We start from the raw sequence: 13942 nt of genomic DNA, 5'->3' as shown, positions 1-13942 counted from the left end.
CCGTGAACCGGGATGCCGTCATTGCCGGACGTTACCGGCTGGAACGCGAGGTCGGCCGGGGCTCGATGGGCGTGGTGTGGCGGGCGCGGGACGAGCGGCTCGACCGCACGGTGGCGCTCAAGCAGATGCTGCCGGACTCCTCGCCGGACGGTGCGCCGTTCCGGTCGATCGTGCGCGCGATGCGGGAGGCCAGGGTCGCCGCGCGGCTCAAGCATCCGCACGCCGTCACCGTGTACGACGTCGTGGAGCAGGACGGAACCCCGTTCCTGGTCATGGAGTACCTGCCGTCGCGGCCGCTGACGGACCTCCTCGCGGACGACGGCCCGCTCCCCGCCGGCCGGGTGGCGGAACTCGGCGCGCGGATCGCCTCGGCGCTGGCCGCCGCGCACGAGGACGGGATCCTGCACCGCGACGTCACGCCCAACAACATTCTGATCACCGGCGACGGGAACGCGAAGATCGCCGATTTCGGCCTGTCCCACGCCACCGGCGAAGGGACCATGACCGGCGGCGGGCTCGTCGTCGGCACTCCCGCGTACCTCTCGCCCGAAGTCGCCGACGGTGAAGAGCCCGGCTATCCGTCGGACGTGTTCTCACTCGGCTCGACGCTCTACACCGTGCTGGAGGGCGCGCCGCCGTTCGGCACCGACGCCAACCAGATCGCGCTTCTCAAACGGGTCGCCCGCGGTGAGATCGTCGCTCCACGCACCACCGGCCCGCTCACGGACGTCCTGCTGCACATGCTCCGGCGCGATCCCGCGGAGCGGCCCGACATGGCCGAGGCCGAACGGATGCTCACTGCCGTCGCCGACGGCCGTCCGGCGATCCTGGCAGGCACCAAACGGCTTCCCGCGCCCACCCGCCGGTCGCTTTTGCCGCTCGCCGTCGCGGGCGGTGTCGTGGTGGCGGGTGGTGTCCTGGCGGGGGTCCTGCTGTTCGACGGCGACGCACCCGACGCCGTCGCCCCGGTGGCGGCGCCGTCCCCGTCGGTCGCGAAACCGGTGTGCGAAGCGCGTTACGAGATCGCCAATCGCTGGCCCGGCGGTTCGGAGATCCGCGTGTCGGTGCGCAACGCCCAGGACACCCGGCTCACCGGCTGGGAGGTCAGCTGGACTCTGCCGCCCGGCACTCGCATCGCCAATCTCTGGAACGGTTCCCTCGCGCAGGACGGCGACCGGGTGCGAGTGTCCGAAGTGGACTGGAACGCGGTACTGCCCGCCGGTGGGACGACCACGTTCGGCTTCATCGCGACCACCGAGGACGACGGCGGGGACGCGCCGGTCGCGGTGTGCCGGAGTTCCTGACCTGGTGCTGAAGGACGCTTTCGGATCAGTAGGTACATAGGACGCGGGTGGTCAGAACCCAGGTTGGGCACTGAAGTACATGAAGGCCCCCTTCCTTGCGCTAGACGCAAGGAAGGGGGCCTTCATGTACTGACCCGCGATCAGCCAAAGACCGTGAAGGCACCCTTCGTCCTAACCCGAAACGCCACTCACGACCGGCTAGCGAGCGGTCGATTCCCGCGCGTTGAGCCGCACCGGAACCTCGATCCGGCGCGGTTCGCCTCTGGACGCCGTTCCCTCGACGAGGTCCATCAACGCCGCCGCCGCACGGCCGCCCACCTCGCGCGGATGCACGAACATCCCGGTCACCCGCGGCGAAACGAGCCGGAGCGAGCCGCTGTCGACCGCGCTGCAGATCCCGAGCTCGCCCGGTACCGCGAGCCGCCGGCGGCGGGCCTCGTGCAACACCCCGAGGGCGAGGTTCTCCGACGTCGTGAAGACGGCGTCCGGGCAGATCCGCCGGTCGAGCAGCCTGCCCAGCGCCTCCGCCGTTCCTTCGGTGGTCGGCGGCTCGTCGATCTCGGCAACCACCGGATCCCGCCCCCGGTCCCGCATCCAGCCGATGTAGCCCGCGACCAGGTCCGCCGCGTACGACCGGCGGGTGTCGGTGGTGATCATCGCCGGCCGCTCGTAACCGTTGTCCGCCAAGTGATCCAGCATCAGCCGGGCGGCCGCGACCAGGTCGTTGTCGACGACGACCGGCACCGGGCACGGCGCCGCCATCGGCCGTCCGACGGTCACCAGTGGGCGGTCACGACACCAGCCGGACGCGAAGAAGGGCTCGTCCCCGCGGGGATCCACCAGGATCGCGCCGTCGACGGCGAAGGCGTTCAGCCGGTCGAGGTCGGCGTCCGTCGGAGCCAAAAGCAAGCCGTACGACCGTTTCGACGCGGCTTCGGCCGCCCCGTTGAGCACTTCGAGGAAGTAATCCGAATTGGGCACGAGCGCGCAGGCACTACTCGCGTCGACCGAGTTCGCGAGCTGGATCGCCAGGGTGCGGCTGCGCCGGGTGACCAGCTGCTGCGCGTGCACACTCGCCTGATAGCCGAGGTCGGCCGCCGCCCGCGCGACGCGCTGCCGGGTCTGCTCGGAGATCCGTCCCTGCCCGCTGAGCACGTGGGACACGGTGGTGATCGAGACCCCCGCGGCGGCGGCGACGTCACGGATGGTCGGCGACACTCAGGCCTCCACGGGCGGTCCCCAGACGCGGTTCGGCCGGTCGGTGTCCAGCCGATAGTCGGTGACGTGGGCGTCGCCCAGCCTACGGCCGAGGTCCTCCGCCGCCGCCAACGGCCGGGCGGGATCGCGCTCCACCTCGCCCCGGCTGTTGCCGACGCCGACCACGATCCCGGCGAGGTCCTGCCGCAGGTACCGGGTGAGTTCCTGGAACTGGGCCTCGAGGCCGAGCGTCGCGCCGCGATAGCTCTCCTCGCAGGAGATCAGCACCGCGGCGCGTTTGCCCATCAACCCCGGCACGACGTCGGCGGTATGCGGCGAACTGCCCGAGGTGTAACAGAAAAGCCGGTCGAAGAAGGATTTGAGCCGTCCGGTCATGCCGTACCAATGCAGCGGTGTCGCGTACACGATCGCGTCCGCCGGGAGCACACGATCGAACAGCAGGCGCTCGTAACCGTCCCCGATGCCGCAGGACCGGTCGCTCAGCCGGCAGTCGCGGCAGTCCCCCAGCGGTGACTCGACGGATTCGGAGAGCCGGGCGAAGTCGACCGTGTGCCCGGCCTCTTCCGCCCCTTTGCCCAAAGCCTGTGCGAGAGCCCAGGAGTTGCCTTCACGACGCGGGCTCGTATCGAGCACCAAGACCTTCACGTGGTTCTCCCCGGAGAGACTGCAAAAACGCTTTTGCAGTCTCTCCGGGGAGGGTTTCACCTGTCAAGCGCCCGAGGTCAGGCGACCTTGGCGGCCGCCGCGAGGATGACCTCCGCGACGACGTCCGGCCGCGAGACCGAGACGGCGTGCGAAGCGTCGACCCTGGTGACCTCCGAACCGGCACGGTCGGACATGAACGCCTGCGCGGCGGCGGGGATCGCGTGGTCCTGCTCGGCGATCAGCGCCCACGACGGCAGGTTCTTCCACGCCGGCTCGCCGTCGAACGGGGTGCCGAGCGCACGCTCGGTGACCGGACGCTGGGTGACCGCCATGACGTCGGCGGTCTCCGCGGGGACGTCGGCCGCGAACACGTCCGAGAAGTTCTCGGGCTTGATCGACAGCTCACCCTGGGAAGCCAGGACGTTCGTGGTGGCCGGGCCGAGCTTGCCGCCCTCGAACCGGCCGGACAGCTCGAACACGCTCTCCCCCGCCTCCGGCTGGAAGGCGGCGATGTAGACGAGCGCCTTGACGTTCGGCGCGGTGGTGGCCGCGCGGCTGATCACGACGCCGCCGTAGGAGTGCCCGGCCAGCACCACGGGGCCGAGCACTCCGTTGACGACGTCGGCGACGTAGTCCGCGTCGGACTCGATCCCGCGCAGCGGGTTCGACGCCGCCAGCACGCGATAGCCCTGCTCACGCAGCTTCGGGACGACGCCGTTCCAGCTGGACGAGTCGGCGAAAGCACCGTGGACCAGGACGATGGTGGGCTTCTGGTTGCTCATTGCTGCTCCTTCAGAGCCAGGGAGAACGATCGGTCTTTCTGCCTCAACCATGCTGCCCCCGGCTGCCTTCCGCAACGTGACGAAGGCGACCTGGTGGAATGACCGTTCTTTCTCTAGAGTTGAAAGATGCCGACTGTCGACCGGGACGTACATCCAAAGATCCGGCTGCTCGCGACAGCGTCGCGGCTCTTCTACGCCGAGGGCATCCATGCCGTCGGCGTGGAGCGCCTGGTCTCCGAAGCGGCCGTGACCAGGGCGACGTTCTACCGCCACTACCCCACCAAGGACGACCTCGTCGCCGCCTACCTGAGCACCACCAGCGAACGGATCCGCGCGGGTGTCGGCGCGGCGACGCGAGGGAAACCCGCCCGCGAAGCATTGCTCGCCGCACTGGGCATCATCGGCGATCGGACGCTCGACGACGACTTCCGCGGTTGCCAGTTCCTCAACGCCGCCGCCGAATACCCCGATCCCGCACATCAGGTGCGGCAGGTCATCGACGACCACCGGAACTGGTTCTTCGGCGTGCTCCGCGACCTGGCGCGCGAGGAGGGGCATGCCGACCCCGACCACGCCGCCCGCACCCTCGTCCTCCTCCGCGACGGTGCGCTGCACGGCGGGAACCTCGACGACCCCGAGACCGTGCGGGCCACCCTGGCGCGGGCCGTGGCCGACGTCGTGGACTGAGCTTCATCGCGTCTTCTCGACGGTCGTAACAAGTGCTACCTTCGCGGGAGGGGGCACGGCCGGACCGAGGAGCGGCGACGATGAGGCTTTCTCCCAGCGCGCATGTCGACCCGTTCTGCCGCGACCGGCTGCCTCCCGCCGATCAGTGGCCGGAGTTCGTCTTCGCCCTGCCGGAACTCCGTTATCCCGACCGGCTGAACGCCGCGACCGCACTGCTCGACGACACCGTCGCGCGGTTCGGCCCGGACCGGCCCTGTCTGCTCTCCCCCACGGAAACGTGGACATACGGCGAAGTCCTGGCCTGCGCCAACCGTGTCGCCCACGTCCTGGTCACCGAATTCGGTGTGGTCCCCGGTGACCGCGTACTGCTGCGGGGCACCAACACGCCGTGGCTCGCGACGGTGTGGCTCGCCGTGCTCAAGGCGGGCGCGGTGGCCGTCACGACCATGCCGATGCTGCGGCGGACCGAACTCGACAAGATCGTCGCCCGCGCGAAGCCCGCGCTCGCCGTCTGCGACGAACGCCTCTTGGACGAACTCCCGCCCGATCTGCCCGTCGTGGCGTACGGAGCGGAACTCGCCACCCGCGCGGAACCGCATCCGGCGACGTTCGCCGACGTCCCGACCGCTGCCGACGACGTCGCCCTGCTGGCCTTCACGTCCGGCACGACGGGCTCCCCGAAAGCGACGATGCATTTCCATCGCGATCTGCTCGCGATCGCCGACACCTTCTCGCAGCATGTCGTGCGCCCGACGTCCGACGATCTCTTCTGTGGCACACCACCGTTGGCGTTCACCTTCGGCCTCGGCGGCCTGCTGGTCTTCCCCTTGCGCGCCGGGGCGGCGACGTTGCTCGTCGAACGCGCCACTCCGGCGGAACTCGCCGCCATCGTCGCCGAGAAGAGGATCACGGTCCTCTTCACCGCTCCGACCGCGTACCGCGCGATCCTGAACGCCGGCGACGGCCGGCTGCTGACCGGAGTGCGGCGAGCCGTCTCCGCGGGCGAATCCCTTCCCGCTCCCGTGGCCGAGCATTACCGGGAGATCGTCGGGCGGCCGCTTATCGACGGCCTCGGCAGCACGGAAATGCTGCACGTGTTCATCTCCGCCGCCGACGACGACGCACGTCCCGGCGCGACCGGCAAGGTCGTACCCGGCTACCAGGCGGCCGTTCTCGACATCGACGGTTCGCCCGTACCGGACGGCACGCCCGGGTTCCTCGCGGTGCGCGGCCCCACCGGCTGCCGCTACCTCGAAGACCCGCGCCAGCGGGACTACGTCCGAGACGGCTGGAACTTCACCGGCGACACCTATGTGCGCGACGCCGACGGCTACTTCCGGTTCGTCGCGCGCAGCGACGACATGATCATCTCGTCGGGCTACAACATCGCCGCCCCGGAGGTCGAAGAGGTTCTGCTGACCCATCCGGACGTGGACGAATGCGCCGTGATCGGCACACCGGACCCGGATCGCGGTTCGGTCGTCACGGCGTTCGTCGTCCCGCGGCCCGGTATCGAGCCGGGCGCCGATCTCGTCCGGGCCCTGCAAGACCATGCGAAGGCGACCGCGGCGCCGTACAAGTACCCGCGGCGTGTGCGGTTCATCGAGGAGTTGCCGCGTAACGCGAGCGGGAAGCTTCAGCGATACTTGTTGCGGGAACGGTGACCCGCTCCCACGCCATGAACACGAGCAGAGCAGTGACCTGGGAAGGCTTCTACAACACCAGGGATCTTGGCGGCTTGCCGACCAGGTCGGGTCGTGCAACTCGCTACGGCGCTTTCTTCAGGGCGGCCGATCTTCGTTTTGTCACCGACAAAGGCTGGTCCCAGGCACGGCAAGCCGGTGTCCGGACCATTGTCGACCTGCGCAATGCCGACGAGATCCGGCTCGCAACGGCAAAGTCCCCGAACGGCGTCGACCGCGTCGAGGTACCCCTCGACGATATCGAGGACACCGAGTTCTGGCAGCACATCAACAGTGAGCAACTCAACGGCAGCCCGCTCTACTACCGCCTCTTCCTCGAACGGAAAGCCGACCGGTGCGCGGCCGTCATCACCACGCTCGCCCACTGCAGACCCGGCGGTGTCCTGTTCCATTGCGGCGCGGGCCGAGACCGTACCGGCCTGATCACCCTCCTGTTGCTGGCGCTGGCCGACGTCCGACCGGAGGCGATCGCAGCGGACTACGACCTGTCCACCGAGGCCCTGAAACCCCTGTTCGCCAGGATGGGCGCCGAGGACCAAGGAACGATCATCCAGTCCATCCTCACCGACCGCGGCACCACGACTCAAGCCGCCATCCTGAGCACTCTCGAGGGCTTTGACGTCGAGCGATATCTCCTCGCCAGTGGTGTCAGCAACACCGACTTCGACGGTATTCGCAAGAGACTTCTGGACTCACGCTACAACTAATTGTGACAACAGTCGCCAGTTGGCCAGGTGAAGGTCGTCTATGGCCGCTGGGGCCAGAGCAAGATCCTGCGGCGGTTGCAACGAACGATCGGCCGCGCGCTCTACGACGCACGCATCGTCTCGATGGGTTGAGCGTCCTAGTAGCAATGACTGCGCCAATTATCTCCTGTAGATGCCAAATATAACCTGTCGTCACACTAATCTACAAATTCGAACGATTTTCGAGAATCTATTTCACGTTCGCACACTTGTTCGATATTCGGTATTCTTGTGGGGTGTCCGGACAACGTATCCTCGAACCGCCGCGGGAGTTGTGGCGTGCTGGTGCGCGGGAGCTCGCGCACGGTGTGGTGGAGCGGTTGTCGGTGGCACGGCAGGCGTTGGCGGAGGTCGGGCAGTTCCTGGTCGAGATCGAGTCCCGGGGTCCGATGGAGCTGTTCGGGCACGGTTCGACCGCCGGCTGGTTCGCTGAGACCGCCCGGGTCAGTCCGAACGAGGCCCGTGACACCGTGGCCCGGGCGTTGGCGGTGAACGAGAGCCGGAACCTCGACGGCACCCCCGCCCCGGCGTCCGCGCCCATCGCCGGGGCTGCGGCGGCGGAGGGTGACCTGGGGCATCAGCAGCTGGATCCGATCCTGGCGGTGCTGAAGAAGATCCCGGCCGACGCCTCAGTCGATGACCGGACCGGCGCCGAGCAGATCCTGGTGACCCTGGCCCGCCACGCCGGGCCACAGGAGATCGCCAACGTCGGCGCCGACCTCTTGGCCCATCTCGACCCCGACGGGAACGAACCCAAGGACGAGGACCTGAAACCCCCGTCACGCGAGGTGCATCTGCACAAGCGTGACGACGGGTGGTGGCGGCTCAACGGCCTCCTGGACCCGGAATTCGGTGCCCGCGCGAACGCCCTGTTCGAAACCTGGGGGCAGCGAAGACCCGTCGACGAGGACGGCAACCGCGACCCCCGCACTCCGGGCGAACGCCATGGGGACGCACTCTTCGACGCGATCCACTACGCGATGACCAACGACAAAGCCCCCACCCTCTCCGGAGACCGCACCACCGTCGTGGTCACCATCCCGCTGGACACCCTGACCTCCGGCCTCGGGGCGGCCTGCGTGGACGGAGTCACTCAGATCACCGCCCGGCACGCCCGGATGCTGGCCTGCGACGCGAAAATCATCCCCGCGCTCCTCGGCAGCGAGAGCGAACCCCTCGACATCGGACGCGCCGCCCGCAGTGTCACCCCCGCTCAACGCCGGGCTTTGAATCTGCGGGACCACGGGTGCGCGTTCCCCGGCTGCCGGCGAAGGCCCAAACACTGCGAAGCCCACCATATTCTGCCGTGGGGGCAACTCGGCGACACCGATCTGAACAATCTCTGCCTGTTGTGCCGCTATCACCACATGGTCATCCACGGCCAATCCGGCTGGACAGTCCAGATCACCAACGGAAGACCCGAATTCATTCCACCGCAGTACTTGGATCCGCTACAAACACCCCGCCGCAACCACCGCTGAACCCGAGGGAGCCCGCCGACCATACGGCGACGGGCCCCTCGGCATGCCCGGGCACGGCACCCGGTTACGCCCTGAAGAATGCGATCCCCGAACAGAACTGACCACCATTCACCGGATCCCGCGCCGCCGATTCGCCGCGACCAGCGCGACAATACTGAGCGACGCGGTCGCCAAAAGGTAATAACCGGGCGAAACCGGCGATCCGGTGGCCGCGATCATCGCGGTCGCGATGGTCGGCGTGAATCCGCCGAAGATCCCGACGGTCGCGTTGTAGGCGAACGAAAGCCCCGTCGCCCTGGTGTGGGCCGGGAAAACGTCGGCCATCACCGAAGGAAGTGCGCCGAAGTAGGTCGCCTTCAACAGTCCCAGGATCGTCATCGTCACCGTGAGGGTCAGGAACGACGGCGAGGTGGTGACCCACAGGTACAGCGGCACTACGCCGGCCCCGATCACCGCCGCCGCCCCGATCATGATCCTGATGCGGCCGTGCCGGTCGGTGAGCAGTCCGACGATCGGCGTCACGACGGTCAGGATGGCCGCGGTGATCATCAGGGCGACGAACGACAGCGAGTCGTCCAGGCCGAGGTTCTTGATCGCGAACGTCGGCAGCGACTGCAGGATGAAGTTCAGCGAGGTCGAGACGACCAGCGCTCCCCCTGCGATCAGCAGGCCGCCCCAGTGGAAGCGGAACAGCGTCCGGACCGGCGTCGACGTCGGCTGTTTCTCTTGAGCGGCTTCAGGTTCGTCGACGTGACGCCGGATGTAGTAGCCGACCGGGCCGACGAGCAGCCCGAAGACGAACGGGATCCGCCAGCCCCACGACGTCATCGCGTCGGCGCTGAGCGAAGCGGTCAGCCCGGCGGCGAACCCGGCGGACATCAGCGTCGCGAAACCCTGGCTGGCGAACTGGAAGCTGCCGAGGAAGCCCTTGCGGCGATCGTCCTGTTCGATCAGGAACGACGTGGCCGCCCCGAATTCCCCGCCCGCGGCGAATCCCTGGATCAGCCGCGCGACGATCACGCCGACCGGCGCGAGGAAACCGATCGTCGCGTATCCCGGCATCACCGCGAGTAGGAACGTCCCGATGACCATCAGCCAGATGGTCATTACCAGTGCCTTCTTGCGGCCGAACCGGTCGGCGTAGGCGCCGAGCACCAGACCGCCGAGCGGGCGCACGAGGAACGTGATGCCGAAGACGGCGTACGCCTGGACGAGCTGCACGGCGGCGTTCCCGCCGGGGAAGAAGGTCTTGCCGATGTAGGCCGCCATCAGCGCGTACACGCCGAGGTCGAACCATTCGAGCGCGTTGCCGATGGTCGCCGCGGCGATCGCGCGCCGCGTCGACGACGGCGTACGGGGCTTGGCCACCGTCTGGTCGGTCGTCATGCCTCCTCCCCGCGCCGTCCGAGCGCGTGGAACAGCGCCGTGGCGAGGACCAGCCCTTCCCGGGCGATCGGCGCGAGCAGGTGTTCGTCGGGCGCGTGCTGCAGGCACCCGGGATAGGAGTGCGGCAGCCACAACGTCGGGAGGCCGAGCAGGTCGGTGAACACATCGTTCGGCAAACCCCCGCCGAAGCTCGGCAGGATCGCCGTCCGCTGCTCGGAAACCTCGTCGAGCACGCTCTTCGCCCAGCCGACCCACGGGTCGTCGACAGGGGTGCGGCTGGCGACGAAGCTGCCCTCCGCCGTCACGTCGACCATCGAAAACCCGTTCGCGGCAAGATGTTTCGTGATCGCCTCGCCCACGCCGTCGACGTCGGTCCCCGCGACGTAGCGCAGCTGCAGCATCGCCCGGGCGCGGCCCGGGATCGCGTTGACCGGGCGGTCGATGTCGGCCGCGCCGAGCGAAAGGACTTCGAGCGTGTTCCAGCCGTACAGCCGCTCGGCCGCGGTCAGGCCGGTGTCGCCCCAGCCGTCGTCCAGCGCCGGATCCCCCGGTTTGTTCCCGATCACGAGGCCGGCGAGCGCCGCACGGACGCTGTCGGGGAGCTCGGGCGGCAGGAGTTCCGGCACCTGGACGCGGCCGTGCCCGTCGACGAGTGAGGCGATCGCCCCGGCGAGGGTGGTGGCCGGATTACGCAGGACACCGCCCCAGTTCCCCGAATGGTAGGCGTCAGGCCGGAGATCGACGTCGAGCGCGATCCGGACGCTGCCCCGCGCACCGAGGAACAGCGTCGGCGTCGCCGCGTCCAGGCGCGGACCGTCGGACGCGATGAGGACGTCGGCGCTCAGCGCCTCCCGGTTCGCCTCGACGAACTCGTCGAGCCCGGGCGAACCGATCTCCTCCCCGGTCTCGAACAGGAACTTGAGGTTGAAGCCGAGCGAACCCGTTTCGGCGAGGAGCAGCCTGAGCGCGGTCAGGTTGACCAGGTGCTGCCCCTTGTTGTCCGCCGAACCGCGGCCGTACCAGCGTTCGCCGTCGGCGGTCAGCGTCCACGGATCCCGGCCCTCGCTCCACCGGCCCTCGTGCCCGTCGACGACGTCGGCGTGTCCGTAGCACAGGAGGGTCGGCAGCTCCGGGCGTTCGATACGGGTGCCGATCAGGAACGGGCCGCCGTCCGGGTCGGGGTTCGGGTACGTCTCCACGGAGCAGCCGAGCGCGGTCAGCGCCGGGGTCAGCACCTCGTCCAGGTATGCCTTGATGGCAACGCGACCGCTCGGATGATCGCTCACCGTCGGATATCGGACGAGCTCGGCGAGCTCGGCGAAGAACGCGCCGGAGTCGACGTGCTCGTGGGCCTTCGTGACCAGTTCCGCTGGGATCACCGCGTTGTCTCCCGATTCGCTCGTCGAGTGTCGCAGAGGAGCGTAAGTCGGTTTGCGCACCCTGACCATTGCCGTTTACCGTGCTCCGCGTTCTCATTGTGGCAAACCTGCGGAGCTCCTGATGCGACTACTGCCGATCGCGCTGACGTACTTCCTCGAAGTCGCCCGCACCGGTTCGGTGTCCGAGGCGGCGACCGAACTGACGGTGGCCCCCTCGGCCATCAGCCGTCAGATCGCCAAACTCGAAGCCGGCATCGGGGTGCCGTTGTTCGTCCGGCATCCGCGGGGCATGGTGCCGACCGAGGCCGGGACCCGGCTGCTGGACCACGTCCGGCGCAGCGAGGCCGAATCCGCCGTTCTCGTCGACGAACTCCGCACCGGCCGCGGGCTGCACGCCCGGTCCCTGACGGTCGCCTGCTCCGAGGGATTCGCCCGCCGCGTGGTGCCGCAGGCCATCGCCGCGTTCCGGCGCGATCACGACGTCTCGTTCCACATCGACGTCGTGACCAGGGACGAGGCGACGCGCCGTGTCCTCGAAGGCGCGGCCGACGTCGCCGTCACGTTCGCGACCGGGCCTCAGCACGGCGTGCGCGTCGAGAGCGCCGTAGTGGTCCCGGTCTACGCGATCGTCCCGCTCGATCATCCGCTGACCAGCCGTGACGCCGTCGGGCTCGCCGAACTGTGCGAACATCCGCTCGCGCTGCCGGCGCCGGGGCAGAGCCTGCGCGACCTGTTCGACATCGCCGCGCGGATCGAGAACCTCACGGCGCATCCGGTGCTGGAGTGCAACGAACTGAGCCCGAAGTACGAGTTCGTCCGCTGCGGCGGCGGGATCGCGCTGGTCGGCGGACTGGGCGACATCGAGCGGGACGCGGCCACCGAAGGGGTCGCCTACGTGCTGCTCGACAACGCCGTGTTCCGCAAACGCGAAGCCCAGGTGCAGACCATGGCGGGGCGGACGTTGTCCTTGGCCGCCATGCGGTTCACCACACTGCTGACGTCGTTCGTCCGCCCTCCGGTCAGCCGATCAGCACTCCCGGATTGAGGATTCCCGCCGGGTCGAGCGCCGATTTGGCGGCGGTGATCGCGGCGGCGAAGGGGTCGGGACGCTGCCGGTCGTACCAGGGCCGGTGATCGCGGCCGACGGCGTGGTGATGGGTGATCGTGCCGCCGTGGCCCGCGATCGCCTCGGAGACGGCGGTCTTGATCTCGTCCCACTGGGCGACCGTGCTCCCCCAGCGCCCGGCGGCGTAGATCCCGTAATAGGGCGCGGGTCCATCGGGGTACACGTGGCTGAATCGGCACGTGACGACACCCGCGCCGCCGCACACCTCGTCGATCGCGGCGCGGGCCGCCGAAGTGATCGCGTCGTGGAACTCCGGGAAGCCGTCCCACGTGCACGCGGTTTCGAAGGTCTCCACGATCAGCGAGCGGCGGGCCAGCGCGTCGCGTTGATAGGGCATCCGCAAGAAGGACGACCGCCACGCCGATGCGCTGTCCTGCCCGGCGGAATCCTTGCTGCGCCGGGCTTTCACGACACCGCCGTGGCCCGCGGCCAGTTCGAGCGCGCGGTCGAGCCAGGTGTCGACCGGGTGATCGGCGGATTCGAACGCGACCAGCAGGAGGCCGCCGCCCACACTCGCGCCCGCGTTGATGAACGCCTCCGCAGGGTCGAGCAGACGGCAGTTCGACGGGTACAGCCCGGACTGCGCGATCGCGCGGGTGGCGGCGACGGCGTCTTCCTGCCGTTCGAAGGCGACGGACGCGGTCACCTGCCAGACCGGACGGTCCTGCAGGCGCATCCAGGCTTCGGTGATCACGCCGAGCGTCCCCTCGGAGCCGAGGAACATCCGGTCCGGCGAGGGGCCGGCGCCCGATCCCGGCAGGCGCCGCGATTCGCTGATCCCGGCGGGTGTGACGACGCGCAGCGATTCGGTGAGATCGTCGATATGCGTGGCGAGAGTGGCGAAATGCCCGCCCGCGCGGGTGGCGAGCCAGCCGCCGAGCGTGGAATGGGCGAACGACTGCGGGAAATGCCGCAGGGTCAGCCCCAGCGGGCGAAGCCGGTCTTCCAGCGCGGGCCCGAAGATCCCGGCCTGGATCCGCGCCGCGCGGCTGACCGTGTCCACTTCGAGCACCTCGCCGAGACCGGCCAGATCCATCGAGACCGCGGGGCCGTCGAACCGCGGTTCGACCCCGCCGACCACGGAACTGCCGCCACCGTAAGGAATCAGTGGGATCCCGGAGGCCGTGCACCAGTCCAGGAGGTCGACGACGTCCTGTTCCGTACGCGGGCGGGCGACCAGATCCGGAACGTGGTCGAGCCGTCCGAGCAGATTGCGGACGACGTCGCGGAACGCCTTGCCGCGTGCGTGGGACAACCGGTCGACCGCTCCGTCATTGCACAACGCGGCGAGCGCCGCGGGCGGCCGGATCCTCGGCGCCGGGAGGTCGAGATCCGCGGGGTCCGGCGGCGCGTGGTCGGTGAAGTCGTGGCCGGGCAGCACACCCGAGGTGCGGGCGACCAGCGCGTCGGACTCTTCCTTGGACAGTTCGCCGTCGGTGGTGCCCCAGCCCCACCACGAACGCTCCTCGGCCGGCATCGTCGCCT

The 13942-nt window shown here is 69.0% G+C and carries 12 protein-coding genes; 6 read left to right on the top strand and 6 right to left on the bottom strand.

Annotated elements, in window-relative coordinates; translation table 11 throughout:
• The first annotated feature begins 2 nt into the window (after nucleotides 1-2).
• The gene (locus ACSMFO_RS00490) at nucleotides 3-1304 is read left to right on the top strand and encodes a protein kinase domain-containing protein (protein ID WP_436456285.1); all 1302 of its coding nucleotides are present in this window, start codon (nucleotides 3-5) and stop codon (nucleotides 1302-1304) included.
• A 198-nt stretch (nucleotides 1305-1502) separates the two neighbouring features.
• Here the strand turns inward: ACSMFO_RS00490 and ACSMFO_RS00485 are convergent, their stop codons facing one another.
• The 3 genes from ACSMFO_RS00485 to ACSMFO_RS00475 form a co-directional block, all read right to left on the bottom strand.
• A complete protein-coding gene (locus tag ACSMFO_RS00485; RefSeq protein WP_436456283.1) occupies nucleotides 1503-2522 on the bottom strand; it encodes a LacI family DNA-binding transcriptional regulator in 1020 nt (339 codons plus the stop codon).
• Nucleotides 2523-3167 carry a flavodoxin family protein gene (locus tag ACSMFO_RS00480; protein WP_436456281.1) on the bottom strand — a complete coding sequence of 215 codons (645 nt, stop codon included), beginning with the start codon at nucleotides 3165-3167 and terminating at the stop codon, nucleotides 2523-2525. It abuts the gene before it with no gap.
• A 77-nt stretch (nucleotides 3168-3244) separates the two neighbouring features.
• The gene (locus tag ACSMFO_RS00475) at nucleotides 3245-3949 is read right to left on the bottom strand and encodes an alpha/beta fold hydrolase (RefSeq protein ID WP_436456279.1); all 705 of its coding nucleotides are present in this window, start codon (nucleotides 3947-3949) and stop codon (nucleotides 3245-3247) included.
• A 126-nt stretch (nucleotides 3950-4075) separates the two neighbouring features.
• On the opposite strand from ACSMFO_RS00475, the gene ACSMFO_RS00470 reads away from it, so the two are divergent.
• The 4 genes from ACSMFO_RS00470 to ACSMFO_RS00455 all read left to right on the top strand — a co-directional run bounded on the left by ACSMFO_RS00470 (nucleotide 4076) and on the right by ACSMFO_RS00455 (nucleotide 8566).
• Nucleotides 4076-4636 carry a TetR/AcrR family transcriptional regulator gene (locus ACSMFO_RS00470; RefSeq protein ID WP_436456277.1) on the top strand — a complete coding sequence of 187 codons (561 nt, stop codon included), beginning with the start codon at nucleotides 4076-4078 and terminating at the stop codon, nucleotides 4634-4636.
• An 80-nt stretch (nucleotides 4637-4716) separates the two neighbouring features.
• Complete coding sequence (locus ACSMFO_RS00465; RefSeq protein WP_436456276.1) at nucleotides 4717-6300, top strand: AMP-binding protein; 1584 nt, start codon at nucleotides 4717-4719, stop codon at nucleotides 6298-6300.
• A gap of 32 nt (nucleotides 6301-6332) precedes the next feature.
• Nucleotides 6333-7046: a tyrosine-protein phosphatase gene (locus ACSMFO_RS00460; RefSeq protein WP_436456274.1), complete on the top strand. Its 714-nt coding sequence runs from the start codon at nucleotides 6333-6335 to the stop codon at nucleotides 7044-7046.
• 275 nt (nucleotides 7047-7321) lie between these two features.
• Nucleotides 7322-8566: a DUF222 domain-containing protein gene (locus tag ACSMFO_RS00455; RefSeq protein WP_436456273.1), complete on the top strand. Its 1245-nt coding sequence runs from the start codon at nucleotides 7322-7324 to the stop codon at nucleotides 8564-8566.
• Nucleotides 8567-8674: 108 nt separating this feature from the next.
• Here ACSMFO_RS00455 and ACSMFO_RS00450 read toward each other — a convergent pair whose 3' ends face one another.
• Complete coding sequence (locus tag ACSMFO_RS00450; RefSeq protein ID WP_436456272.1) at nucleotides 8675-9952, bottom strand: MFS transporter; 1278 nt, start codon at nucleotides 9950-9952, stop codon at nucleotides 8675-8677.
• Nucleotides 9949-11331, bottom strand: coding sequence for a M20 family metallopeptidase (locus ACSMFO_RS00445; RefSeq protein ID WP_436456270.1), 1383 nt, complete (start codon nucleotides 11329-11331; stop codon nucleotides 9949-9951). Before ACSMFO_RS00445 ends, ACSMFO_RS00450 begins: the two co-directional genes overlap by 4 nt.
• A 121-nt stretch (nucleotides 11332-11452) precedes the next feature.
• Between ACSMFO_RS00445 and ACSMFO_RS00440 the strand changes: the two genes are divergently transcribed.
• The gene (locus ACSMFO_RS00440) at nucleotides 11453-12376 is read left to right on the top strand and encodes a LysR family transcriptional regulator (protein ID WP_436456268.1); all 924 of its coding nucleotides are present in this window, start codon (nucleotides 11453-11455) and stop codon (nucleotides 12374-12376) included.
• On the opposite strand, the gene ACSMFO_RS00435 is transcribed toward ACSMFO_RS00440, so the two are convergent.
• Complete coding sequence (locus ACSMFO_RS00435) at nucleotides 12351-13934, bottom strand: FAD-binding oxidoreductase (protein ID WP_436456266.1); 1584 nt, start codon at nucleotides 13932-13934, stop codon at nucleotides 12351-12353. The genes ACSMFO_RS00440 and ACSMFO_RS00435 overlap by 26 nt on opposite strands.
• Nucleotides 13935-13942 lie beyond the last annotated feature (8 nt).

This window comes from Amycolatopsis sp. w19, from assembly GCF_051373225.1.
GTDB lineage: Bacteria > Actinomycetota > Actinomycetes > Mycobacteriales > Pseudonocardiaceae > Amycolatopsis > Amycolatopsis japonica.
The sequence above is the reverse complement of the archived record's forward strand: the minus strand, read 5'-3'. Positions and strand labels throughout refer to the sequence as shown.